Source organism: Pannonibacter sp. I15F10I1 (genome assembly GCF_900185665.1).
Lineage (GTDB): Bacteria > Pseudomonadota > Alphaproteobacteria > Rhizobiales > Stappiaceae > Pannonibacter > Pannonibacter indicus.
The window spans coordinates 297,194-321,915 of sequence record NZ_FYAN01000026.1 but is presented as its reverse complement, the minus strand read 5'-3'; the positions used below and the strand labels follow the sequence as shown (position 1 = coordinate 321,915).

General features: G+C 63.7%; 25 protein-coding genes. 6 read left to right on the top strand and 19 right to left on the bottom strand.

The window, feature by feature from the left end:
* Positions 1-26 precede the first annotated feature (26 nt).
* The 4 genes from IF10I1_RS14770 to yajC all read right to left on the bottom strand — a co-directional run bounded on the left by IF10I1_RS14770 (position 27) and on the right by yajC (position 3,387).
* Positions 27-404 carry an Mth938-like domain-containing protein gene (locus IF10I1_RS14770; RefSeq protein ID WP_186415509.1) on the bottom strand — a complete coding sequence of 126 codons (378 nt, stop codon included), beginning with the start codon at positions 402-404 and terminating at the stop codon, positions 27-29.
* Between the two features lie 10 nt (positions 405-414).
* On the bottom strand, positions 415-1,365 hold the full coding sequence (secF, locus tag IF10I1_RS22980; protein WP_050475175.1) for a protein translocase subunit SecF: 951 nt from the start codon (positions 1,363-1,365) through the stop codon (positions 415-417).
* Between the two features lie 17 nt (positions 1,366-1,382).
* Positions 1,383-2,993, bottom strand: coding sequence for a protein translocase subunit SecD (secD, locus tag IF10I1_RS22975; RefSeq protein WP_050475176.1), 1,611 nt, complete (start codon positions 2,991-2,993; stop codon positions 1,383-1,385).
* Positions 2,994-3,057: 64 nt separating this feature from the next.
* Positions 3,058-3,387 (bottom strand): preprotein translocase subunit YajC, encoded by a 330-nt coding sequence (yajC, locus tag IF10I1_RS14755; RefSeq protein WP_050475177.1) that lies wholly within the window; start codon positions 3,385-3,387, stop codon positions 3,058-3,060.
* A 249-nt stretch (positions 3,388-3,636) separates the two neighbouring features.
* Here yajC and IF10I1_RS14750 point away from each other — a divergent pair, with 249 nt between their 5' ends.
* Positions 3,637-4,533 carry an ATP-binding protein gene (locus IF10I1_RS14750; protein WP_050475178.1) on the top strand — a complete coding sequence of 299 codons (897 nt, stop codon included), beginning with the start codon at positions 3,637-3,639 and terminating at the stop codon, positions 4,531-4,533.
* An 85-nt stretch (positions 4,534-4,618) separates the two neighbouring features.
* Here the strand turns inward: IF10I1_RS14750 and IF10I1_RS14745 are convergent, their stop codons facing one another.
* The 11 genes from IF10I1_RS14745 to nagZ form a co-directional block, all read right to left on the bottom strand.
* Positions 4,619-5,809: a M23 family metallopeptidase gene (locus IF10I1_RS14745; RefSeq protein ID WP_244284726.1), complete on the bottom strand. Its 1,191-nt coding sequence runs from the start codon at positions 5,807-5,809 to the stop codon at positions 4,619-4,621.
* 208 nt (positions 5,810-6,017) lie between these two features.
* The gene (locus IF10I1_RS14740) at positions 6,018-6,698 is read right to left on the bottom strand and encodes a protein-L-isoaspartate(D-aspartate) O-methyltransferase (protein WP_050475180.1); all 681 of its coding nucleotides are present in this window, start codon (positions 6,696-6,698) and stop codon (positions 6,018-6,020) included.
* Positions 6,699-6,735: 37 nt separating this feature from the next.
* On the bottom strand, positions 6,736-7,494 hold the full coding sequence (gene surE / locus IF10I1_RS14735; RefSeq protein ID WP_186393373.1) for a 5'/3'-nucleotidase SurE: 759 nt from the start codon (positions 7,492-7,494) through the stop codon (positions 6,736-6,738).
* Between the two features lie 3 nt (positions 7,495-7,497).
* On the bottom strand, positions 7,498-8,784 hold the full coding sequence (serS, locus tag IF10I1_RS14730) for a serine--tRNA ligase (RefSeq protein ID WP_186393372.1): 1,287 nt from the start codon (positions 8,782-8,784) through the stop codon (positions 7,498-7,500).
* Between the two features lie 81 nt (positions 8,785-8,865).
* Complete coding sequence (gene tatC, locus IF10I1_RS14725; RefSeq protein ID WP_050475183.1) at positions 8,866-9,654, bottom strand: twin-arginine translocase subunit TatC; 789 nt, start codon at positions 9,652-9,654, stop codon at positions 8,866-8,868.
* Complete coding sequence (tatB, locus tag IF10I1_RS14720) at positions 9,651-10,157, bottom strand: Sec-independent protein translocase protein TatB (RefSeq protein WP_050475184.1); 507 nt, start codon at positions 10,155-10,157, stop codon at positions 9,651-9,653. The genes tatC and tatB overlap by 4 nt, the downstream gene beginning before the upstream one ends.
* Before the next feature lie 38 nt (positions 10,158-10,195).
* Positions 10,196-10,432, bottom strand: a complete 237-nt coding sequence (locus IF10I1_RS14715; protein WP_050475185.1) for a twin-arginine translocase TatA/TatE family subunit — start codon at positions 10,430-10,432, stop codon at positions 10,196-10,198.
* 135 nt (positions 10,433-10,567) lie between these two features.
* Entirely contained in the window at positions 10,568-11,713 is a 1,146-nt protein-coding gene (locus tag IF10I1_RS14710) for an ABC transporter ATP-binding protein (RefSeq protein ID WP_186393371.1), read from the bottom strand.
* On the bottom strand, positions 11,710-12,369 hold the full coding sequence (gene scpB / locus IF10I1_RS14705; protein ID WP_050475187.1) for an SMC-Scp complex subunit ScpB: 660 nt from the start codon (positions 12,367-12,369) through the stop codon (positions 11,710-11,712). The genes IF10I1_RS14710 and scpB overlap by 4 nt, the downstream gene beginning before the upstream one ends.
* A complete protein-coding gene (locus IF10I1_RS14700; RefSeq protein ID WP_186393370.1) occupies positions 12,359-13,165 on the bottom strand; it encodes a ScpA family protein in 807 nt (268 codons plus the stop codon). The genes scpB and IF10I1_RS14700 overlap by 11 nt, the downstream gene beginning before the upstream one ends.
* A gap of 40 nt (positions 13,166-13,205) precedes the next feature.
* The gene (gene nagZ / locus IF10I1_RS14695) at positions 13,206-14,228 is read right to left on the bottom strand and encodes a beta-N-acetylhexosaminidase (protein WP_186393369.1); all 1,023 of its coding nucleotides are present in this window, start codon (positions 14,226-14,228) and stop codon (positions 13,206-13,208) included.
* Between the two features lie 135 nt (positions 14,229-14,363).
* On the opposite strand from nagZ, the gene IF10I1_RS14690 reads away from it, so the two are divergent.
* Positions 14,364-15,371, top strand: a complete 1,008-nt coding sequence (locus IF10I1_RS14690) for an alpha/beta hydrolase family protein (protein WP_164477567.1) — start codon at positions 14,364-14,366, stop codon at positions 15,369-15,371.
* 66 nt (positions 15,372-15,437) lie between these two features.
* On the opposite strand, the gene IF10I1_RS14685 is transcribed toward IF10I1_RS14690, so the two are convergent.
* The 3 genes from IF10I1_RS14685 to IF10I1_RS14675 all read right to left on the bottom strand — a co-directional run bounded on the left by IF10I1_RS14685 (position 15,438) and on the right by IF10I1_RS14675 (position 21,460).
* Entirely contained in the window at positions 15,438-18,311 is a 2,874-nt protein-coding gene (locus IF10I1_RS14685) for an SPOR domain-containing protein (RefSeq protein ID WP_186393368.1), read from the bottom strand.
* 81 nt (positions 18,312-18,392) lie between these two features.
* A complete protein-coding gene (argS, locus tag IF10I1_RS14680) occupies positions 18,393-20,159 on the bottom strand; it encodes an arginine--tRNA ligase (protein WP_186393367.1) in 1,767 nt (588 codons plus the stop codon).
* Between the two features lie 80 nt (positions 20,160-20,239).
* A complete protein-coding gene (locus tag IF10I1_RS14675; protein ID WP_186393366.1) occupies positions 20,240-21,460 on the bottom strand; it encodes a deoxyguanosinetriphosphate triphosphohydrolase in 1,221 nt (406 codons plus the stop codon).
* Positions 21,461-21,654: 194 nt separating this feature from the next.
* Between IF10I1_RS14675 and erpA the strand changes: the two genes are divergently transcribed.
* From erpA to IF10I1_RS14655, 4 genes are all read left to right on the top strand, one after another.
* The gene (gene erpA, locus IF10I1_RS14670; RefSeq protein ID WP_050475213.1) at positions 21,655-22,005 is read left to right on the top strand and encodes an iron-sulfur cluster insertion protein ErpA; all 351 of its coding nucleotides are present in this window, start codon (positions 21,655-21,657) and stop codon (positions 22,003-22,005) included.
* 344 nt (positions 22,006-22,349) lie between these two features.
* Positions 22,350-23,132 (top strand): exodeoxyribonuclease III, encoded by a 783-nt coding sequence (gene xth, locus IF10I1_RS14665; protein WP_186393365.1) that lies wholly within the window; start codon positions 22,350-22,352, stop codon positions 23,130-23,132.
* A 3-nt stretch (positions 23,133-23,135) separates the two neighbouring features.
* A complete protein-coding gene (locus IF10I1_RS14660) occupies positions 23,136-23,303 on the top strand; it encodes a hypothetical protein (protein ID WP_162936367.1) in 168 nt (55 codons plus the stop codon).
* Positions 23,304-23,383: 80 nt separating this feature from the next.
* A complete protein-coding gene (locus tag IF10I1_RS14655) occupies positions 23,384-23,686 on the top strand; it encodes a hypothetical protein (protein WP_186393364.1) in 303 nt (100 codons plus the stop codon).
* Positions 23,687-23,856: 170 nt separating this feature from the next.
* Here IF10I1_RS14655 and IF10I1_RS14650 read toward each other — a convergent pair whose 3' ends face one another.
* Positions 23,857-24,711, bottom strand: coding sequence for a tetratricopeptide repeat protein (locus tag IF10I1_RS14650; protein ID WP_082206155.1), 855 nt, complete (start codon positions 24,709-24,711; stop codon positions 23,857-23,859).
* Between the last annotated feature and the right edge of the window lie 11 nt (positions 24,712-24,722).

Here is a 24,722-nt window from a genome sequence, read left to right as displayed (position 1 = left end):
GTCAGGGAACTGGCCTGGCCTTCAGGTCAGTCCACCGCAATCAGCGCTGCCGCGGCGGCACGGTCTTCGGAGAGGAGAACGTTGAGCGTCCGGACGGCGGCGCCGGTGGACATGGGCTCGGCCTTGATCCCGGTCTCGCGGAACAGGGAGCGCAACTCACTGCCAAGAGGCTTGAGCTCCGCGCCGGTGCCAATCAGCAGCACTTCGATGTCCTCTGCCTGCTCCAGCACCCTGGAAAACACGTCTGGCGAGAGATCCCCAATGCCCGTCACATCCCAGCCGTGGATCCCGCTCGGCAGGCACAGGATCGACCCGTGATGGGACATGCCCGCAAAGCGGAACCCGCCGCCTCCATAGGAGTCGACGGGTGCACGTCCGGGAAAATGCGCCTTGCGGATTTCCATGAGACCGCCTTCAGGCCGTCTTGGCCGGTGACTTGCCGTCCTTGGCGCCATCCTCTTCCTCACCGCCGCCGGTACCGCGCAGGTTGAACAGGATGAGCAAGGGAGCCGCCAGGAAGATCGACGAGTAGGTGCCGATCACCACGCCGATGATCATGGCCAGCGTGAAGGACTGGATGACCTCACCGCCGAAGGTGTAAAGCGCCAGAAGGGCGATCAGCGTCGTCACCGAGGTCATGGTCGTACGCGCCAGGGTCTCGTTGATCGACAGATCAAGAAGCTCGGCTAGCGGCATCTTCTTGTAGCGGCGCAGGTTCTCGCGGATACGGTCATAGACCACCACCGTGTCGTTCAGCGAATAACCGATGATGGTCAGGATGGCCGCGATGCTCGACAGGGTGAAGTCGAGCTGCAGAACCACGAAAAGGCCGATGGTGACGATCACATCGTTGAGCGTCGTCAGGATGGCGCCCACGGCAAACTGCCATTCAAAGCGGAACCAGACGTAGAACAGGATACAGATCAGCGCCACGGTCACGCCAATGGTGCCGGCTCTCGCCAGTTCACCGGAGACACGCGGGCCGACGATCTCGACACGGCGGAACTCCACCTGCCCCTCGAAGGTCTCGCGGATGTTGTTGATGGCCGCCTGCTGGGACAGCTCTCCCCCATCCTGCTGCTCGATGCGGATCAGCACCTCGTCGGGATCGCCGAACTGCTGAACCTGCACATCACCGAGATTGAGGGCCGAAAGCTCACCGCGGATGGCGGCGAGGTCTGCCGGCCCTTGCGTCTTCAGCTCGATCAGGCTGCCGCCCTTGAAGTCGATGCCGTAGTTGAGACCCACGGAAAAGAACAGGCCGAAGGACACGATGGCGATGACGATGGACAGCGGATAGCTGACCGTCCTGAACCACATGAAGCGGTATTTGGTGTTGTCCGGAAAGAGACGGAGCAAAGCCATGACGTTTTTCTCCCGGATCAGAGCGCAAGCTTCGTCGGCCGGGCCCTGCGGACCCAGATCGCGACAAGAAGCCGAGTGAAGGTGAAGGCGGTGAACACCGTTGTCAGGATGCCGATGGCCAGCGTCACGGCAAAGCCGCGCACCGGGCCGGAGCCGAGCTGGAACAGCACAAGGGCTGCAATCAGCGTCGTCACGTTGGCGTCCACAATGGTGCTGAACGCGCGGGAGAAACCTGCGTCAATCGCCGAAATGGCCGAGCGTCCGTTGCGGTATTCCTCGCGTATGCGCTCATAGATCAGCACGTTGGCATCTACGGCCATACCGATGGTGAGCACGATACCGGCGATACCGGGCAGTGTCAGCGTTGCTTGCAAGAGCGTCAGCATGGCGAAGATCAGCGTCACGTTCACCGCCAGGGCAATGTCCGCGAACAGACCGAAACGGCCATAGGCGAGCAGCATGAAAATGATCACCGCTGCGGCACCGATCATCGAGGCAAGACGGCCGGCATCGATGGAATCCTGACCAAGGCCGGGGCCGATGGCCCGCTCCTCGATCACGGTGAGCCTCGCCGGAAGCGCACCGGCGCGCAGCAGAACGGCCAGATCATTGGCGGTCTGGACGGTGAAATTGCCCGAGATCTGCCCCGCCCCTTGCGTGATCGGCTCATTGATGCGCGGGGCGGAAATCACCTCGTTGTCGAGCACGATGGCAAAGGGACGGCCGACGTTCTGCGTGGTGACAGTCGCAAACTTGCGCGCGCCCGCCGTGTTCAGGCGGAAGCTCACGACAGGCTCGTTGGTCTGCTGGTTGATCGAGACCTGCGCGTCGGACAGATCCTCGCCGGTCATCAGCGGCACTTCCTCGACGAGATACGGCATCGGAGGATCGTCCACCGAGCTGATCACCACGGTACCTGCCGGCGGGCGGCCCTGCATGGCCTGTTCGGCGGACATGGTGGTGTCGACGAGGTGGAAGGTCAGCTGCGCCGTCTGGCCGATCAGCGACTTCAGGCGCTCCGGGTTCTGCTCGCCCGGCGCTTCCACGAGAATGCGGTCGGTGCCCTGGCGCTGGATATTGGGCTCAGTCGTGCCCAGTTCATCCACGCGGCGGCGGATGACCTCGATCGACTGCTGCACGATTGAAGCCATGCGCTGGTTGAGGCCGTCTTCGGTGAAGGTAAAGCGGACGAGGCCGTCGTTATCCACCGAGAGGGCAAATTCATTGACCGAGCCGCCGCCGAACAGGGAGTTCACCAGCGGATTGACCAGCGGCTGCAGGCGCTCGCGCACATCGTTCAGGCGGTCCATATCGCGGATGCGCAGCTGCACGCTCTCACCCTGGATGCCAAGACCGGTGTAGCCGATGCGCGGCTCCTTGCGCAGTTCGCTGCGGATCTCACCTGTCAGCGTCGTCAGGCTCTTCTGGATATAGTCCTGCCGGTCGATCTCATAGAGCAGATAGGCGCCGCCCTGAAGATCGAGACCAAGCACAATCTGGCGCTGGGGAAGCCACTTGGGCCAGGATGCAAGTGTCGATGCCGGCAGAAAGTTCGGCAAGACGGACACAATGCCCGCAAGAATCACACCAATGATCAGTGCGATCTTCCAGCGTGCGAAATAGAGCATGTCGAAACGCCTGTATTAAGGCCCGGCACAAGGGGCCGGGCCAATGGGATCCGCAGGGATGGGATTATTCGCCGTCCTTGACCGGCTCGGACTTGGAACGCACTTCCTGCACCATGGAGCGCACCAGACGCACGCGCACGCCTTCAGACAGTTCAACCTGCACTTCCGAATCGTCAACCACCTTGACCACCTTGGCGATCAGACCGCCAGCCGTGATCACCGTATCACCGCGGCGCAGGTTGGCGACCATTTCCTGGTGCTTCTTCACCCGCTGACGCTGCGGGCGGATGATGAGGAAATACATGATGGCAAAGATGGCCACGAAGGGCAGCATCTGGATCAGGAAGTCGGGGCCACCGGCACCGGTCTGGGCATAGGCAGGGGTAATCAACATCAAGCTCTCCTCGCAGAAGGGCGATTCTCACCATTGGCGGATGGCACCACCAGTTTATTTCTGGTTTCGCCTTCATCAGATTGCGCGGACTATACCGAGGGAGCCCCGCAATTCAAGCCATGCTGCAATATTGAGCGTACCGATCCAGCCAAAACCGGCATTTCGGCCCCCTTCCCCACATGCTAAGCCTGACAAAGACGCGTTTCCTCGCGCCATATAGGCACTCAGACCGCGAGTTACACCTGCAAGATGACCCAAGGCGCCAAAGATTTTCCACAAATCAACCCGGACTTCCAGTTGCTGTCGGCAAAGCTCGACACACTGATCAGCCTCATCGCCCGGGCTGTTCCCGCTGAGCCGTCTGCCCCGGACTTTGCCGCTGCAGACGCTTTTGTCTGGCAGCCTCACCCGGGCGAACTGTCGCCCGTGCCGAAGGTCAACCGGGTGGACCTGGACCTTCTGTGCGCCGTCTCGCGCGTGCGGGACCTCCTCTTTGAAAACACCATGCGCTTTGCCAAGGGGCTTCCGGCCAACAACGCCCTGCTGTGGGGCGCCAGAGGCATGGGCAAATCGTCGCTGGTGAAGGCCGTTCACGGGGCGATCAATTCTGACGGCGGCGTGCCCGCGCTGAAGCTGATCGAGATCCACCGCGAGGATATCGACACCCTGCCCGCCCTGATGAAGATCATCAAGGGCGCCCCGCACCGCTTCATCATCTTCTGCGACGACCTGAGCTTCGATCACGATGATACCTCCTACAAGTCGCTGAAGGCGGTTCTGGAAGGAGGCATCGAGGGACGGCCCGAGAATGTCATCTTCTACGCCACCTCCAACCGCCGCCACCTGCTGCCGCGTGACATGATCGAGAACGAGCGCTCGACCGCGATCAATCCGGCCGAGGCGGTGGAGGAAAAGGTCTCCCTCTCCGACCGTTTCGGCCTGTGGCTCGGCTTCCACAACTGCAGCCAGGACGACTATCTGGAGATGGTCGGCGGCTATGTGCGACATTTCGGGCTGGAGATCGATGCCGCAACGCTGCGGGCAGAGGCTCTCGAATGGTCCACCACCCGGGGCGGACGTTCGGGCCGCGTTGCCTTCCAGTATATCCAGGATCTGGCAGGGCGCCTCGGCAAACCATTGTCCTGAGGCAACTGCGGCACAGAATCAACAAGGCCCGGAGAGCACATGCTTTCCGGGCCTTGTTCTTCATTGAGCTTATCCGAAGCGCCGGTCAGCCCTTGGGCAGATAGCGCGTCGGATCCACCGGACGGTTGCCCTGACGCAGCTCGAAATGCACCTGCGGCTGGGTCACGTTGCCGGTGGCACCCGCCTTGCTGATCACCTGACCGCGCTGCACCTCGTCACCGCGCTTGACCAGGATCTCGCTGTTGTGGGCATAGGCCGAAACCCAGCCATCCGCGTGGCGGATCAGAACCAGATTGCCGAAGCCCTGCAGCTCATTTCCGGCATAGATGACCGAACCATCACCGGCGGCCTTCACCGGCGTGCCTTCCGGCACCGCCAGATTGATGCCGTCATTGCGCGCGCCGCCCGGCTTGGAGCCGAATTCGGAAATGATGCGGCCACGCACCGGCCAGCGGAACATCGGCCCGCCTACGGCCTCATCCGGGTCGATGGACGCGGTCTGCACCGGCTTGCCTTCACCGGCGGCAGAATTCAGAGCCTCTATGGCCGGCTTGTCATTGGCCGGCAGGCTGGAAGGCTGCACCTCACGCAGGGCGGCGATCGGGGCAGCCGGCTTCGGCTCATTCGTGCGGGTCACCGGTTTGGCCGGGGCCGGAGCATTTGCGGCCTGCCGGGCATTAGTCGGCTTGCGGTCCGGCGCTGACACGGCAGCGAGCTGCTGCGGAGCAGGCGCAATGGTTCCGGTTGTTGCAGGAGCCCCGCCGGCGGGCGGCAGCGTTGCCTGCGGAGCCGAAACGCCTGCCGTGGAATAAGTGGGAATCAGCACTGTCTGCCCGGCCTGCAGCGGGGCGTTCTTGTCGATCCCGTTGACGGCCGCGATGGCATCGGCAGGAACGCCGAAACGCTGGCCCATGGAAGTCACGGTTTCGTTCTGGCGTGCGGTCACGCGGGTCCCGCCTGCACTTGACCAGCCACGCCAGGACCGCTCGCCCTGTGCCTGCGAAAGAGCAGCCACGGGCTGGGCAGGTGCCGGAGCAGCAGCAACCGGCTGCGGCACCGGAGAACCGGAAGACTGCGCCAGCGGCGGCAGCGACGAACCGGAGACCGAACCTGTCGTGCGGGGCGAGCCGCCGGAAGCAGGCAAGCCCCCATTATTGCTGCCACGCCCGGCCACCACGTCCTGATAGGTCGGCTGGCCACCGCCGGAATTTGCAAGGATCGAACGCTGATTAGGCGTGCTGCCGGTGTAAATGGGGCCGTCAGCGAAGCGCTCCATGCTGCCGCTGCACCCGGCGCCTACAGAAGCCAGTACACAGATTGCTGCGACCCGCAAACGCAGGGAGCTGCGATACTCACGCATCGGATTTGCCATCGCCCTACTCTGATCCACAGTTGAAAACCACTGGCAATCATTAGAAGCGAGTAAGGTTGACAAAGCCTAAACGCCGCATCAACAAAAGGTAAACTCCTTGATTTGCGGGCGTTTAGAGCACCTGTGCGATCCCATCGCGCAAGGAGACCAGCCGGACTTCGCCAACTTTGCTGCTCTGGTATTCACCATCCACCTTGCGCATGCACATCAGATCCTGCTGCTGTCCCGCAGGGCCGACCGGGGCGAGAAGGATGCCATCCGGCGCAAGCTGCAGGCGCACAGAATCAGGGATGGCCGGAACCGAACCTGTCAGGATGATCCGGTCATAGGGGGCTCTCTCGCGCAGACCCGTCAGCCCATCGGCATGATGAAACTCGACATTCTGGATCTTCAGCGCTGCAATGCGCTGGCGGGCCAGATTGATCAGCGTCTGGTAGCGGTCTGCGGTGAAGACATATTGGCTCAGGTGGGAGAGAATCGCCGTCTGGTAGCCAGACCCGGTGCCGATCTCCAGCACCCGGTGGTTTGGCGCAATCTCCAGAAGCTGCACCATCCTGGCCACCATCGACGGCGCACTGACCACCTGACCGCATTCGATCGGCAGCAGCGAATCCTCATAGGCAAAGCGGTGATGGCGGGCAGAGAGGAACAGCCGGCGCGGCACCCGTTCGATGGCGGAGAGCACACGCCTGTCGTTCAGCCCGCGGCGGCGCAGGGACAGAACCAGCGCCGCACGGGCCTCCGACTCATCCTGTGTGACCGATTCCGGACCGGTGTCGAACACCTGCGGCATGCCCCACCCCTTTCATGCCCCTCGTTGCATCCCGCAATCAGGCCAGATGCTCTGCCACCAGCCCGACCAGATCATGCGCGGTCAGATCCAGGCGCAGCGGCGTCACGGAGATGCAATTGGCATTGAGTGCGTTGAGATCGCTGTTGCCGACAGGATCATGCGTGCGGGCGGTAAAGCCAAGCCAGAAATACGGGAAGCCGCGCGCGTCGACGCGCTCATCCACCATCAGGCCCGTCTGCTCATGATGGCCCTGCACCGTCACCCGCACGCCCGCCACCTGATCCGCCGGACAGGCGGGGAAGTTGACGTTCAAAAGCGTGTAACGCGGCAGCCTGAAGTCCAGCAGCTTGCGGAACAGCGCCGGGCCATGCGTTTCCGCCGTGGAATAGTCCGGGTTGCGCCCCTGCCCGTAGCCATAGGCCTGCGAGATGGCAATCGAGGGAATGCCGAGGATGGCCCCTTCCATGGCGCCTGCAACGGTGCCCGAATAGGTCACGTCATCGGCGACATTCTCACCCCGGTTGATGCCGGAGAGAATGAGGTCCGGCATATCTGGCAGCACCTTGCGGGCCCCCATGATGACACAGTCCGTCGGCGTGCCGCGCAGGGCAAAGTGGCGGTCGTTCACCTGGCGCAGGCGCAGCGGCTCGGACAAGGTCAGTGAATGGGCAACGCCGCTCTGGTCGGTTTCCGGCGCGACGATCCAGACATCGTCGGACAGGGTCTTCGCAATCCGCTCCAGGGCATAGAGCCCCGGAGAATGAATGCCATCATCATTGGTGATGAGAATGCGCATGGCTCACCCGATCTTTTCGAGGCCGCCCATGTAGGGGCGCAGAACCTCCGGCACCGTGATGCTGCCATCGGCGTTCTGGTAGTTCTCCATCACCGCAATCATCGTGCGGCCGACAGCAAGACCCGAGCCGTTGAGCGTATGCACGTAGCGCAGGCCCTTGGCCGCCGGATCGGACGGGCGCAGGCGCGCACTCATGCGGCGGGCCTGGAAGTCGCCGCAAACCGAGCAGGACGAGATTTCGCGGTAGGTGTTCTGTCCCGGCAGCCAGACCTCGATGTCATAGGTCTTCTGCGAGCCGAAGCCCATGTCGCCGGTGCACAGGGTCATGACGCGGTAATGCAGGCCGAGCTTCTGCAGCACCATCTCGGCGCAACCCAGCATCCGCTCCAGCTCGTCCAGCGAGGTTTCGGGCGTTGTCACCGACACCAGCTCACATTTCTGGAACTGGTGCTGGCGCAGCATGCCGCGCGTATCGCGGCCGGCCGAACCGGCTTCCGAACGGAAGCAATAGGTCAGCGCCGTGACGCGCAGCGGCAGCATGTCTTCCGTCAGGATCTCGCCCGCCACCAGATTGGTCAGCGGCACTTCAGCCGTGGGCACGAGATAGTGGTTGTCACCGGCCTTGAAGAGATCTTCCTCGAACTTCGGCAGCTGGCCGGTGCCATAGAGGGTTTCGGAATTGACGAGGAGCGGCGGCGACACTTCGGTGTAGCCGTTCTGGGTCGTGTGCAGGTCGATCATGAACTGGCCGAGCGCCCGTTCAAGCCGCGCCAGCTGGCCCTTGAGCACAACGAAACGCGCGCCCGACAGCTTGGCTGCAACGGCAAAGTCCATGCCGCCGTTGGCCTCGCCCAGCTCGTAATGCTCCTTCGGCGCAAAGCCAAGGCTCAGCTCCGGCTTCTCACCCCAGGTGCGGTAGACAACGTTGCCGCTTTCATCCTCGCCATAAGGCACATCGTCCAGCGGCAGGTTGGGGATGACGCAGAGCGCCTTGTCGAGTGCCTCGTTCAGGCGGCGCTCTTCTTCCTCGCCCTCCTGAATGAAGGTCTTGATCTTGGCAACTTCATCGATCAGTGCCTGAGCCGCTGCCTCATCCTTCGTGGCCTTGGCCTTGCCAATCTCCTTGGAAGCGGCATTGCGGCGCTCCTGGGCTTCCTGCAGACGGGCGATGTGGCTGCGGCGCGCATCGTCGAGGGCGATGAGACGGGCGGATGCCTTGTCGAGGCCACGGCGTGCGAGGGCTGCGTCGAAGGCGTCGGGATTGTCCCGGATCCACTTGATGTCGAACATGTCAGGCTTCCGCTGAAAGACAGGAAAAGCGGCCCGGACAGACCGGCGGAAGGGGCAAAGGCAAGGAAGGCTGGAGGCGGTTCACGCCGCCGCGTCTTCCTTTTCCTTTTCGGCCCGCTTGCGCTCGATCATCCGCACCGAAAGAATGGACACTTCGTAGAGAAGCAAGGTCGGGACCGCAAGGCCGATCTGACTGATGGGATCGGGCGGGGTCAAAACGGCGGCCGCGATGAAACCCACCACGATCGCATATTTCCGCTTTTCCTTGAGCGTCTGCGACGTCAGGAAGCCGGAGCGGCCCAGCAGCGTCAGAACCACCGGCAGCTGGAACACGAGGCCGAAGGCGAAGATCAGGGTCATGATGAGACCGAGATATTCACTCACCTTGGCCAGATGCTGGATGGCCACCTTGCCCTCGCCGCCCGTCTGCTCCATCGACAGGAAGAAGCCCATCGCCATCGGCATGACGAAGAAATAGACGAGGCATGCCCCCATCAGGAACAGAACCGGCGTGGCCGCCAGGAACGGCAGGAAGGCCCGCCGCTCGTTCTTGTAGAGCCCCGGCGCCACGAACATGTAGATCTGCGAGGCAATCACCGGAAACGCCAGGAACAGGGCGCCGAACAGCGCCAGCTTCATCTGGGTGAAGAACCACTCCTGCGGCGCCGTGAAGATCATCTCCACAGGCTTGGCCGATCCCACTGCCTTGAGATACGGCACCGTCAGGATGTTGTAGATGTCCGTCGCGAAGTAAAAGCACACGACAAACATGATGATGAAGGCGATGACCGACTTCAGCAGGCGGGAGCGCAGCTCGATCAGGTGCTCGATGAGCGGCGCCTTGGAGGCGTCGATGTCGTCCTGGCTCATGCTGTCTTGTCCTGGGAAGCGGGTGCAGCCTGTGCTTCTGCGGGGGTGGCCGGAGCGGCTGGAGCAGGCTCAGACTTGGGCTCAACCACGGGTTCGGGTGGTTGAGGCCCCGTCACGGGAACCGCCAGCGGCTGGTCTTCCGTCGAGCTGGCGGCGGAAACGGGCACCGGCGGCGAAACGGGTGCCGCTGCATCCGCAGCTGGAGCCGGAGAGGCGGCTTCCTTGCCGGCCGCGCGGTCCCCTTCAATCGACTTCTTCAGGTCCCCCAGAGGATTGAAGTTGGCAGCAGCGTCGGCCGCCTTGCGCATGTCGTCGATGTCGGCCTGACGCTCAGCCTCGCGGATGGCATCATTGAAGGTCGACTGGAACTCGTTCGCCATACGCCGCGCCTTGCCGACGATCTGACCGAAGGTCCGCAGCATCCGCGGCAGGTCTTTCGGGCCAACGACAATGATCGCCACGCAGGCAATCACCATAAGTTCAGCCCATCCGATATCGAACATGAATAACCGCCATCCCTAGCGACAAAGCGACTGACGGATCAGCCAGCCTTGGACTGGTCCTGTACCTTGTCGGCAGCAACCGGATCGGCCGGCTTGTGTTCGATGGTCTTGGACGCTTCGGGAGCCTTCTCGGCCGTGTCGTCCTCGGCCATGCCCTTCTTGAAGCTCTTGATGCCCTTGGCGACGTCGCCCATCAGGTCGGAGATCTTGCCACGCCCGAAGAGCAGGATGACGATCACTGCGATGATCAGCAGCTGCCAGATACCAATACTCATTCCCTGAACTCCCAATATGGGTCAGATACGCAATGCCCTGCCCTCGTGCACCCTTGCCCCTGGCGCAGGACGCTTTTCCAGGAAGCGCCGCGCCCGATAGATGTGGGACCCGGAACACGGCCCCGCAAGCTCCTTCTAGTCGGTTACGGCCTCTTTGGCAAAGGCAAGTACATCCCGTGGATCAAGCTCCACACTCACATCGGAACCTGCAGTAAGGCCCTCATCACCGCGCAACCGCGCCTTCAGGGGCTGGGACAGTCCTTCCACGTCCACAAGCACCAGATCTGCCATGCCGATGAAGCGGCGGCTGAGAATGCGCCCCTTGCAGCCTTTGCCCTCTGCGCCGGAAAGAATCACGCCTTCCGGGCGCACGCAGATGTCCAGTTTCGTGCCGGCAGGCAAGCAGCGCTCCGGCTCCAGCGCCAGCCGGCCCAGGGCACAGTCCAGCCCGTCTGCCGTGGCCACGCCCTCCAGTTCATTGACCTCGGAGAAGAAACGGGCGGCAAACCGACTTGTGGGCTGGAGATAAAGCTCCCGCGCCGTGCCGAACTGCACCAGCCGTCCGCGCCGCATGAGGGCGATCCGGTCGCCCATGCGCATCGCCTCTTCCGGGTCGTGGGTCACCATGATGCAGGTCGCCCGCGTCTCGCGCAGGATCATCAGGGTTTCCTCGCGCACATCGTCGCGCAGGCGCCGGTCAAGGCCCGAAAACGGCTCATCCATCAGCAGGATGCCAGGGCGCGGCGCAATTGCACGGGCCAGCGCCACGCGCTGCTGCTCGCCGCCGGACAAAGAATGGGGATAATCATCCGCGTAGCCCGCCAGCCCCACCCGCGCCAGCATCTGCCCGGCCACCGAGCGGGCCGCATCACGGCTCAACTGCGTCAGGCCGAACATCACGTTCTCACGGTTGGTGAGATGCGGAAACAGCGCATAGTCCTGGAACATCAGGCCCACACCGCGTTTCTCGGGCGGCAGGAAGCGGGCAGGCCCGGCAACTTCCTCACCGTTGATCAGCACACGGCCGGACGTTTGCGGCTCGACACCGGCCGCAATGCGCATCAGCGTTGTCTTGCCGCAGCCCGAATGCCCCAGAAGGCAGAGAATTTCGCCCGGCTCGATGCTGAGGCTGACACCATGCAGCGTCGGCACCCCATCATAGGCATGAAAGACATTCTCGAAGGCCAGACCAGCTGCGAAAGCCGCCCCCGCCGTGCCGCGCGCCCCCCAGCCGGGGGTATCGCCGCTTTCGGGCCGTTCCTTCAGGGCGGTTGCGCTCATTGCTGCGGTTCCTCTTCTTCAAGCTCCTCGAAATCGAACAGTTCCCCTGTCTCCAGCGGATCTTCATCCGGGGCAAGGGCATCCGAATCGTCAGGCATCGGCACATGGAAGCTGGCGGGGATGGCACTGTCGAGCAGCCCTGCCCCCTTCAGCTCCTCAAGGCCCGGCAGATCGCCGATGACCTCCAGCCCGAAATGGTCGAGAAAGGCATCCGTGGTGCCGTAAGTGACCGGGCGGCCCGGTGTCCTGCGGCGGCCGCGCATGCGGATCCAACCGGTTTCCATCAGCACGTCCAGCGTGCCCTTGTTGGTCGAAACGCCGCGGATTTCTTCCACCTCGGCGCGGGTCACCGGCTGGTGATAGGCGATAATGGCAAGGGTTTCCAGCGCCGCCCGCGAGAGCTTGCGCTGTTCCACCGCCTCGCGCTGCAACAGATAGGCCAGATCCTCGGCGGTGCGGAAGGCCCACTTGCCGGCCACCCGCACCAGATTGACGCCGCGCATCGCATAATGGCGCTTCAGCTCCGAGAGAAGGCCATCCACATCCATGCCCTGCGGCAGCCGGGCGGCAATGTCGTCCCGCGCCAGCGGCTCGGCAGAGGCAAAGAGCAGCGCCTCCACCATGCGCAGGCCATCCCGGTCGATCTCATCCGCCATCGCGGGAACCCTCCTGCCGTTTTCTGATATAGACCGGCTCGAACGGGCCGGACTGGCGCAGCTCGATATGCCCTTCACGCACCATTTCGAGGCTGGCGGAGAACGTGCTGGCGAGCACGGTCGCCCGTTCCTGATCGTCCATCAGATAGTCCATCAGATAGGAATTGATCGGCGCCCAGTCCGCCATACTGCCGACAAGGCGCGTGAGGATTTCGCGCGCCTCCTGCAGTGACCACACGGTCCTGAGCCGCACCCGCACGTGGGTGACCGACTGGCGCTGACGCTGCGCCGCATAGGCGGTCAGAAGCTCGTAGATGGTCGCCGTCCAGACGCTCTTGCGCTGCACGGCGAGCTGCTGCGGCGCGCCGCGGGCAAACACATCCCGGCCCAGCCGGTTGCGCGCCATCAGCGCAGCGGCAGCATTGCGCATCGCCTCAAGGCGCTGCAGGCGGAAGGCGAGTGCTGCGGCCAGTTCCTCGCCTGTCGGCTCATCCTCGTTCTTCTGCTCGGGGATCAGCAGGCGCGACTTCAGATAGGCGAGCCAGGCCGCCATCACCAGATAGTCGGCCGCCAGTTCCAGCCGCATCTTGTGGGCTTCGGAGACGAAGGCAAGATACTGCTCCACCAGCGCCAGAATGGAAATGCGGGTGAGATCCACCTTCTGGCCGCGCGCCAGCGTCAGCAGCAGATCGAGCGGGCCTTCAAAGCCGTCCACATCCACGACAAGCTGCGGATCGGACACCGCCCGCTCATTGTCGATGGGCGGGCCTTCCAGAAAGTCCGGCTGTATCACCATCTGCCGTTTCCTTCACGCGCTGGTTCCGGGTCACACAAATTCAGGCAAGCCCCGCACCGCCCAGCAGTTCATCCATTTCCGCCCGCGCCGCAAGCGTATCAAAGCCCGTTTCCGGCATCCGGCGCGCGGCAAGGGCCCGCGCGCAGCGGTCAAGGCTGCCGCCTTGCTGCACCGGCGCAACTGCCGCCACCTGCCGCATCTCTTTGAGATCCCCGTTGCAGTGAAGCGCAAGATCGCAGCCCGCAGCAAAGGATTTCGCAGCCCGGCTGCCAATATCGCCGCCCAGAGCCTCCATGGAAAGATCGTCACTCATCAACACGCCGTCAAAGCCGATCTGGCCGCGGATGACCTCTTCAATGATGATCTTCGACTGGGTGGCCGGATGATCCGGATCGATATCCTCGAACAGCAGATGACAGGTCATGCCCAGCGGCAAATCTGCAAGCTTGCGGAACGGCAGCATGTCCACCGCTTCCAGATCAGTGCGCGGTGCCCGCACGCGCGGCAGTTCCAAATGGCTGTCGACTTCCGCCCGCCCGTGTCCGGGAAGATGCTTGATCACCGGCAGCACTCCGCCTGCCAGCAGGCCGTCACAGGCGGCCCGGGCAAGTGCCGCCACCGTCTCCGGCTCCTCCGCATAGGCCCGGTCGCCGATGGCATCCACGGTCTGCGGGAACAGCACGTCCAGCACGGGCATACAGTCTACGGTGATGCCGAGCTCGGCCAGGTCATGGGCGATCAGCCGCGCGCCGAGAAAGGCGGCGCGCAGGCCCTTTTCCCGGTCCAGCTCATAAAGCGCTCCGAAGCGGCGCGCAGCCGGATAGGACGGGGCGAGCGGTGGGCGCAGGCGCTGCACCCGCCCGCCTTCCTGGTCGATCAGCACGGGCGCATCGCTGCGGCCAACTGCCTCACGGAAGGCGGCTGTCAGCGCCCCGATCTGCTCGCGGCTCTCGCAGTTGCGGCGGAAGAGAATGAGCCCCCACGGGTCTTCGGCAGCCAGAAAGGCGCGCTCATCCTGCGAAAGTTCCAGCCCCGCACAGCCCGTGATGAATGCCTTCGTCATCAAACACCTTTGCGGGCGTCCTTCCACAGGAACCGCCCGGATCTGTCAGGCCGCACAAAGGGCTGATTTGCACCCTCTGTGCGCCTGGCTCATAAACATGCCCTGAGACCCATGTGCCAATCACAGGATGCCATCATGCGCAAGCGCCACGACACACCCAAGGGAAGTCTTCACAGCCTCACGGTCGCAAGCCCCCTGCTGGCAGCCAATCTCCTGGGCGATCCGGCAGAGCGCGAGGTCATCGTCTACGTGCCCCATGGCCATGATGGCAAGGGGCTTCCGCTTCTCGTCGATCTTGCGGGCTTCACCGGATCGGGCCCCGGCCATGCCGCCTGGAAGAATTTCGGCGAGAACCTGCCCGAGCGGCTGGACCGGATGATCGAAGATGGCACCCTGCCCCCGGTTGTCATTGCCATGCCCGATTGCTTCACCCGGCTGGGCGGCAACCAGTATGTCGATTCGGCCGCCATGGGCCTGTGGGCGCAATATCTCACCGGCCCGATGCTGGAGGCGGTCGAGGGCCGCTTCGGCTGCGGCGGCAAGGGCAAGCGCGGGCTTTTCGGCAAGTCTTCCGGCGGCTATGGCGCCATCATGCATGCCATGCGGCACGCGGATGTGTGGTCGGCGGCCGCCTGTCATTCCGGCGACATGGGTTTCGAGCTGTGCTACCTGCCCGACATGCCCAACGTGCTGCGCACGCTGGCGCGCAAGGGCGGCTCGGTGGAGCGTTTCATCACCGACTTCGAGGCAGGACCGAAGTTTTCCGGCGCCGACATGCATGTGCTGATGTCTCTCGCCATGGCCGCGAGCTATGATCCGGACCCGGACAGTTTCTGCGGCATCCGCCTGCCGGTCACCTCCGGCACATGCGAGCTCATCCCGGAACGCTGGGCCAACTGGCTGGCACATGACCCGGCGCAGATCGTCACCCAGCATTTGGACGCGCTTGCAAGCCTCAAGGCGCTGTGGATCGATTGCGGTGACGTCGACCAGTACAATCTTCTCTACGGCGCCCGCCGCCTGCACCAGACGCTGACCGCAAGGGGCGTCGCGCATGTCTATGAGGAGTTCCCGGACAACCACTCCTCCATCGACTACCGGCTGGAGCGCAGCCTGCCGCACCTTGTGAAGGCATTGATGTAAAGCATTACCCTTAAAAGAGAAACGCCGGTCACGTGACCGGCGTTTTTTCGTCTCTGGCTGTCCGTCTCAGTTGCGGCGGACGAAGCAATCGCCGCCGGCGGACTGCAAGCTGCCGCAGAGCGCGTCGGCAGCGTCCTTGGACCCGGCCGGAATGCGCACGCGGTAGAACGTGCCGCGGCCTTCGATCTCGATCGGCTCGATCACCGGCGTCTGCCCGCCCAGCACCGACGGGTAGCGGCGCTGAAGGGCGGCGTAGGCGGTCTGCGCCTGTTCCTGGCTGCGCTGAGACGTCACCTGCACCACATAGGTGCCCGGCGCAATCGAAGACGCGGCCGGAGCGGTGGCCTGCGGCTGCTGCGCGGGCTGAGCCGCAACGGGCTGGGGTGCCGCCGGCTGAGTCAGGTTGAGTGGTCCGGAATTGACAGGCTGCGGCGTGGAAGGCTGGGCCGGAACCGGCTGCGGCTGAACAGCCGCAACCTGCGCGCCCGGACCCGGCTTCACCCGCGGTGTTGCACCGTTGAAAATCGCATCCGCAGCCCGCTGTTCTTCCGGCGTTACCGGCGTCAGAGGCCCTGCGGCCTCCTCGGCGCCCGGCGCCGGCGTCAGGGCCGCAACCGGAGCCAGTGCACCGGCTGCGCCGGGCATGCCCGGCGTTTCCAGTGCCGGGGTCTGCGCAACCGGCGTGGGCGAAACGGTCCGTACTGTCCCTGCACCGGCCGTGTCAGCGCTCGAAGCGCCGTTGATAATCGTGCCGTCGGGCCGCACCACGAGCGTGCGCACCCGCTTCGGTGCCCCCGGCGTCAGATCCGATGCAGAACCATCCACCGGTGCGGGGGGAAGTTCGGCCGGCTCCGGGCTGTCCTGCACGACCATGCGCTCACCATCGGCCGGCTCTCCGCCAACACGGTCATAGATGAGCTTGGCGGGCTGGCTGGCGCCGCTTTCGGCCGGTTCGGGATAGGTCTTCAGCGGCTCTTCGAGCCCTGCAATCACCTGCGGCGGGCCATCCGGCACGGACGAGCCGCCAGATCCGAGCAGCGCAAAGGCAGCCCCTCCGACAACGGCAACGCCAAGCACGGCGGCGGCAATCTTCAGGCCCCGGCGGTTGTTGCCCGAATGCGGAGCTGCCTGCTCTTCATAGGCGGAATGGGGCGGAAGGATACCGGCGCCCGCAAGCGTCGGATCGCTTTCCTGCATGGCACGGGCCACCGCATCAAGGTCATAGCCACCGGGAGGGGGCGGTGCCTCGTCCTCGTCATACAGCAGCGGCAGCTGCTGAGCCTGCGGACGGCTCTGGGCAAAGATATCGGCAATCTCGCCCTCAGACAGGTCGTCCTCGACAGGACCGGCCTCACGCGGAAGATTGCGCAAGGCGTCCGGCCAGGCCATGTCATCGATATCGGCAGGATCAAGGCCGGAGGACTTGCGCTCCGGCTCATTGCCCCGCTGCAGTCTTTCATCCTTGAACAGGGACCCGACCAGATCATCAAGCTCGGCAAAGCTGGCCGAAGCCTCCTTTGCGCTGCGCACGGCTGCATCGGACGCCAGCGATGGCCAGGGCTGCGTGGCATCCGGCACAAAGGGAACAGCAGCGGTGGCCGCCTTGCTCGGCTGGGGCGCCGCAGCCAGGGCCTCGGGGTCATAGCCTCCGTAGGACGGCGCACTGGCGGCCTTGTTCGAAGGCTCGGCCTTGGCCTGAGGCATCTGGGGTGTTGCGCGCGGCTTGAAGGTCCGTTCCGCAGATTTTGCCCCGGCCGGAGAAACCTCTTCGCTCAGCGCAGACACCAGCGACCCGGCAAGAGCGGCCGAAAGACTTGCCGCCATGGATCCCCCCTCTGGGCCATGAGCGGAAGGAGCAGGCCTCTCCTCGCCATATCCAGCGAAGGAAGAGGCCGGTTGAACGCGGCCCTGTTCCTGAAGCCCTGCCTCGAAGGCGCCCTGCAGCTCATCCTCCAGCCCCTGCTCCAGGCTGGCAGCAAAATCAAAACCGCTTCCCCGATCCAGAGACCCGCGCAACGCGCCCTGATCCCCGGCGTCATACCGGCTGCCAGCCGCCGTCAGATTGCCAGCGTAGTCCTCAGCCGGATAAGCCGCTTCCGTATAGGCTTCTTCTGCCGGGTAAGCGCCATCGTCTGCGTAGCCCTCGTCAGCATAGGCCGATGCGCCATAAGACTGACTTGTGTAAACCTCGCCGCCGGTCATGGCGGCATCATCTTGCGGATAGCCCGCGAGCTCTTCCGGATCGAGAGACAGGTTCAAGCCCGGGCGCAGGCTGGCAACGGCCTCGTCCTCAGCGCTCTCACCAGCGTAATAGTCCCCCTCACCGGCAGCCAGCGAAGAGGCGAAGGCATCTTCGTCCAACTGAAGGCCGGACGAGCCGCGCAAGCCATAGCTCTCCACTGACGGGGCATACTGCGCCGGCTCTGCCTCTTCATAGCGCAAGGGATCACCGCCGCCGCGCAGATCCGGTGTCACGAAAGGCTGCGACACGACCTCAGGGTAGCCGCTCTCCTCGCTGCGGGGAGTGCCATAGGGGTCTTCCAGATGGAAGTCCTCAGGCAGGGCCACGGCCGGAGCGCCATAGTCCGGCTGGTCCGGATAGGCTTCGTACGGCTCATCCGCATAGGATCCGGCGCCGGAATAAGCCTCTTGGCCAGCATAGCTCTCCGGCTGGCCGTAAGCGCCCTGGCTCTCGTCACCGCCGTAGCCGGCAGGCTCGGAAACCGGAGGTTGCCCCGCCGGCTCCCGCAGCAGATCATCCTGATCCAGTGCTGCGAAGTAATCGCCGCCAGATTCTGAAGATGCGGGACGGTTGCGGTTGACGATGCGCGCCAGCTGAACCAGCGGATCCTCAGCGCCCAGCTGATCGTCCGTATGCCGTGCGGCAGCATCTGCCTCACGGAAAGAATCGGATCTGGGAAAGTCAGAGCGTTGAGACATATTCGTGTTGCGTTCCACCGATGGCATCCGGCCAGGCCAACTGGCTATCCGGGATCACCCGGCCGGACACGCTCTCCTGCCTCAGCGCATTTCCTGGGGGGCGTCGACTCCAAGAATTGCAAGCCCAGAAGCAAGAACCAAAGATACTGCCCTCACAAGAGCAAGACGCGCGAGAGTCAACTCTGTATTTTCAGGGTTAATAAAACGTAATTGCGGCATTTCCTTGCCACGGTTCCAGTGCGCATGCAAGGAACTTGCCAGATCGTGCAGGAAAAACGCGATTCTGTGCGGCTCATGCGCCTCGGCGGCGGCGTCGACCATCTTCGGCCACATCGCAAGCTTGCCGATCAGCTCCAGTTCGCCAGAATCACTCAGGCCTTCGTAGCTCACCGCGGCAAGCGCAGCGTCCGACAAATCCTGTCCCTTCAGCTCCTCAGCCGCCTGACGCAGCACAGAGCAGCAGCGGGCATGGCCATACTGCACGTAGAAGACGGGATTGTCCTTCGACTGTTCCGTCACCTTCTGGAAATCGAAGTCGAGCGGCGCGTCATTCTTGCGGAACAGCATCATGAAGCGCACCGGATCGCGGCCCACTTCCTCCACCACATCGCGCAGGGTGACGAAATCGCCGGCACGCTTGGACATGCGCACGGGCTCGCCCGCCCGGAACAGCTTCACCAGCTGGCACAGGCGCACGATCACTTCGGACGAACCGCCGGAGATGGCCTTGCCGACCGCCTCCAGACGCTTCACATAGCCGCCGTGGTCGGCGCCCAGCACATAGACCATCTCCTTGAAGCCGCGCTCGTATTTCGACAGGAAATAGGCAACGTCGGCGGCAAAGTAGGTGTAGGAGCCGTCGGACTTCTTCAGCGGCCGGTCGATGTCATCGCCAAAACCGGTGGCGCGGAACAGGGTCTGCTCGCGGTCTTCCCAGTCTTCCGGCAACTGGCCTTTCGGCGGCGGCAGGGTGCCCTCATAGACGAGATCACGGCCGCGCAGCACGTCCAGCATCCGGTCGATGGGCGATTCTCCGCCTTCGCTGCGCTCATGCAGGGTGCGCTCGGAGAAAAACACATCGTGATGCACGTTGAGGAGCTTCAGATCGCCGCGGATCAGCTCCATCATGCCCGAAATCGCAGCTTCCTTGACGATGGGCAGAGCCGCATCCTCGCCCATGTCGAGCAGCGCCTTGCCATGAGCCTTGGCCAGTTCCTCGCCCACCGGCTTCAGATAGTCGCCCGGATAGAGGCCAGCCGGAATCTCGCCGATGTCCTCGCCCAGAGCCTCGCGGTAGCGCAGGAAGGCGCTGCGGGCGAGCGTGTCGATCTGCGAGCCTGCGTCGTTGATGTAGTATTCGCGGGTCACTTCATAACCGGCATAGGCCAGCAGGTTGGCCAGCGCATCGCCGAAGACCGCGCCGCGCGTATGGCCCACATGCATCGGGCCCGTCGGGTTGGCCGAAACATACTCCACGTTGACCTTGGCGCCGCCGCCCAGTGCGGAGCGGCCGAAGTCAAGGCCGCCGCTGACGACAGCCTTCAGGATCCGCTGCCACACCACGGGCTTGACGCGCAGGTTGATGAAGCCGGGACCGGCAACGCTGACCTCTGCAACTTCGGCATCCTTGGCAAGAGCTGCGGAAATCTGGTCGGCCAGATCGCGCGGCTTCATGCCGAGCGGCTTGGACAGAACCATGGCCGCGTTGGTGGCAAGGTCGCCATGGGCCGGATCGCGCGGGCTTTCCACGGTGATGCGGGCAAGATCCTGATCGCTCAAGGGGCTGGGAAGATCGAGCGCCTTGACGGCAGCCTGCACCCGGGTGGTGAATTCAGCAAAGATGTTCATCGTATGGCCAATCTGGCTTGTCTTGAAAAGGAATGGCTTGAGCGCCCCGGTTTCACCCTGGGGCATGTCTGGCGGCGGGCCTAGCCCAAATCCGGTGTATCGTCAAACAGGCGGCGGTGTTCCTCGATGGCATAGCGGTCGGTCATGCCGGCGATGAAGTCGCACACGCGCCGCGCCCTCGCTTCCGGTGCAAGGCCGGCAGCCCCGGCAGCCCATTCGCGCGGCATGTCGGCCGGTGTGGCCATGTAATGGGCAAAGAGCTCGCGCGTGATCCGCGCCACCAGCTTGCGCACCGACAGCACATCCGGATGCCGGTACATGCGGGCAAAGAGGAAGCGCTTCACTTCTTTCTCGGCCTTGCTCATTTCGGCGGAGAAGTCCACCACCGGATGACCGGCGTTGCGGATGTCCTCGGCGCTTTTCGGCTGCAGCTCGCGCAGGCGGCGGATGCCCTCGCGGATCACGTCTTCCACCATGCGGGTGATCTGGCGGCGGACGATCTCATGGATACGCCGCGGCTCGTCCAGCCCCGGATAGCGGCTGTCGACTTCCTGCAGGATATCCGCCAGGAACGGCACTTCGGCGATGTCCTGAATGTTGAACAGCCGCGCCCGCAGCCCGTCATCGAGATCATGGGCGTCATAGGCAATGTCATCGGCAATGGCGGCGGCCTGGGCCTCTGCACTTGGCCAGCTGTCGAGGCGCAGATCCTGCTTGTCCGCATAGCTGCGGATGGCGAAGGGCAGCACGCTGTCCTTGAACTTGCCGAGGGGCGCGCCGGAGGCATCCACCAGTGGGCCGTTGTGCTTCACAAGGCCTTCCAGCGTTTCCCAGCTGAGGTTCAGCCCGTCCCATTCGGCGTAGCGATGTTCCAGCGAGGTGACCACGCGCAGGGACTGGGCATTGTGGTCAAAGCCGCCGTAAGGGGCCATGCACTCATGCATCACATCCTCGCCCTCATGTCCGAAGGGCGTGTGGCCGAGATCATGGGCGAGCGCCAGGCATTCGGCCAGATCCTCATCGAGCCTCAGGGCGCGGGCGAGCGCGCGGGCGATCTGCGACACCTCGATCGTGTGGGTCAGACGCGTGCGGTAGTGATCGCCCTCGTGATAGACGAAAACCTGCGTCTTGTGCTTCAGGCGGCGGAAGGCGGTGGAATGAATGATGCGGTCCCGGTCGCGCTGGAAGGGCGTGCGCGTCGGGCTCTCCGGCTCGGGGTGAAGACGCCCCTGCGTCTGTGCCGGGTCCTGTGCATAGACGGCCCGTGCCTGCGCCCCATAACCAAGGCTCGCTACTGTCATTCAAATCACCCCACCTGCAAGCAGACCGTACCGGACGGCATTCCTGACCTTGCGCTTCTGCAATTGACGCAGGCCCAATGCGTACATACCTATTAGTCAAGACAAGGCGCAACTGTGATGACACCCTGTGAATGGCTGGATATGGCCATTTTCCTGCAGAAATCCAGCGCCGCACCCCAAGGGAAGCCGATTTCATGAGCACAGACACCCTGGAAGCCGCCACCCCGGTCACCCTGAGCGCCCGCGCCGCCCGCCGTGTTGCAAAGATTCTCTCCGGCGAAACGCCCGGCTCCATGCTGCGCGTCAGCGTCGAAGGCGGCGGCTGCTCGGGCCTTCAGTACAAGTATGACGTGGTCACCGCCCGCGAGGAGGATGATCTGGTGATCGAGCGCGAGGGCGCCACGGTTCTGGTCGATTCGGTGTCGCTCCAGTACATGGAAGGCTCGGAAATCGACTTCATCGACGATCTGATGGGCCAGTCCTTCCAGATCCGCAATCCCAACGCCGTCGCCGGCTGCGGCTGCGGCACGAGTTTTACGATCTGAGGCGCAGTCCGGCGCAGTTCCGCGCTGGATGCGCCAAGTGTTTACAATACCTCTCCATCGTCATCCCGGACGCGCGCCGCGCGATCCGGGACCGGTGAGCCGGGGCAGTTGTTGTTTGTGCCGCGAACCATATCTGGAAGGCCTTGGCTCACCGGTCCCGGCTCTCCGCTTCGCTTCGGCCGGGATGACGATGGAAGAGCTGGAGCAAGGCAAGTTGCCCACTCACACCAGCATTTCCTTGCAATCCACCTGCTGCCAATCCCCCCTCTCTGGCCATCCCCCCATGTGCCTGCTAACACTGTCAGCCGGAAAACATGAGATCGGCAGAAGGACGGGCTGCGGGGATGAAGATCGCCACCTGGAACATCAACGGGGTCAAGGCCCGCATCGACACGGCGCTGCAATGGCTTTCCGAGGCAAAACCGGACATTGCCTGCTTCCAGGAAATCAAGTCGGTGGACGAGGCCTTCCCTTCCGCGCCTTTCGAGGAACTGGGCTATCACGTCGCCACCCACGGGCAGAAGGGCTTCAACGGTGTTGCGATCCTCTCCCGCCAGCCGCTGGAGGACATCCAGCGCGGCCTGCCGAGCGATGACAGCGACGAGCAGGCCCGCTACATCGAAGCAACCGTTTCGACAGACGGCGGGGCGCTGCGCGTCGGCTGCCTGTACCTTCCCAACGGCAACCCGCTGGGCACGGAAAAATTCCCCTACAAGCTGCGCTGGATGGACCGGCTGATCGCCCATGCCCGCACGCGCCTTGCCGAAGAAACGCCGTTCCTGCTGCTGGGCGACTACAACGTCATCCCCGAGCCGAAGGATGCGCGCAATCCGCAGGACTGGCTGGGCGACGCCCTGTTCCAGCCCGAGAGCCGCAGCCGCTTCCGCAGCCTTGTCAATCTCGGCTTCACCGAAGCCGTGCGCGCCTCGACGGATGCCGCCGAAACCTACACTTTCTGGGATTATCAGGCAGGCGCCTGGCAGCGGAACAACGGCATCCGCATCGACCACATCCTGCTGTCGCCGCAGGCAAGCGACCTGATGCGCGGCTGCGGCATCGACGCCCATGTTCGCGGCTGGGAAAAGCCCTCCGACCATGTGCCGGTCTGGGTCGACCTCGCCGCCTGATATGTGACGAGCCTCGACGGCTCGCCGGTGGATCTTTCGGCCTATCCGGCCGGCTCGCGGTTCCGGGTTCTGCCCAGCCACGCCTGCATGACGGCGGCGGCCTATACGGCTACCAACATGATCGAAAGCGGTGCCGTGACGGGCTGGTGGCCGCGTGTAAACGGCTGGTGAGCCGTCGCCATCCGGGTGTGATTACCGTAATCAGTGCCCTTGCGGCTTGAAGACCGCGCCTCCCGTGCTACGCTCAAGCCATGAAGACCTTGCGCCTGATCCCCGGGGCTCTGCTATCGGCACTGATCCCCGCCCTGATCACGGCAACTCTCCCGGCTCCTGCGGGGGCCGGCGAGAAGCCGAAGGTCAACTGCATCTGCAAGGCCAACAGTCAGGACTATCACGTGGGCGATGTGATTTGCCTGCGCGGCGTCATCGCCCAATGCGTGATGTCACAGAACGTGACCTCCTGGGACGTGAGCAAGGCCCCCTGCCCTTCGGTTGAAGCTCCGGTGCCTGAAACCGGCGAGCCCACGGATCTGGCTTATGCCAACTTCGAATGAGCTTGGCTCATCGGAAGTTGATCAAGCCCGTGCGGCGTTTGAGCGATTTCAAGGCGTAATGCGCCGGATGCCCTTCCCGTGGCTGAATAGCAAAACGCCTGCGGCGCGGAATGGCAAAACGCCTGCGGCGCAGGCCACAGGCGTCAATTTCCACGTGATGCAAAGAGATGTTACCGCAGCGTCGATGCGCTGAGCGCTTCGGCAGAAGGCGCGCGCATCGGCTCATGCTTGGCCATCCAGGCATCGGCACGGCGGGCGGCGGAGCGGCGGATATCCTCACTTGCCAGCGAGAAATACCGCTCCTGCATGTCGACGACCCAGCCCAGATCGCCAACGCCCTCTTCAGCCGCATGGGCGCGGGCAATGGTCATCCACATCAGCCCGCGTTCGCGGTTTTCCAGCGAGTCGGCCAGGTTGAACAGGGTCTCGCCCAGAAGCGCCTGCGCCCCGATGTGCCCCTTGAGGGCCGCAAGGTTGAACCAGCGCACGGCCATCAGATCATTGTTCTCGCGGTAGATCTGCCCCAGCTCATACTGGGCCTCCGCATCGCCGAAATACGAGGCGGCGTGGGTGAAGATCTGGCGGGCACGGGCCGGATTGGCCTTGACCTGCGTATTCTTGATGCCGGTCATGTAGTATTTGCCAAGCGCCACGAAGGCGCTGGAGACGAAAGGTGCCTGCGGAGAGGTGGGGCTTTCGTCGCCATAGAGGCTTACGACCTGATTGTAATACTCGAAAGCCTTGTAGTCGTCCTCGGCAACGCCGTCACCGGCCGCATACATCTGGCCCAGCTTCCAGGCAGCCATCGGCTGTCCGTTTTCGGCCGCGTAGCGCAGGGAATCAAGGGCGGCCTGCTTGTCGCCGGAATAGTATTTCCTGGCGCCAAGGCGCAGCGCCTCGCTCGCAGTCATGCGCTCCGGCGTGATCTGCTCGTTGCTGGCCGGTGTTCCGTCAAAGGCATGAGCAGGCACCAACAGCATGAGCTGCAGACCGGCTATCTGGACGAGATTCCGCAAGATACGCATGACTCTGGATC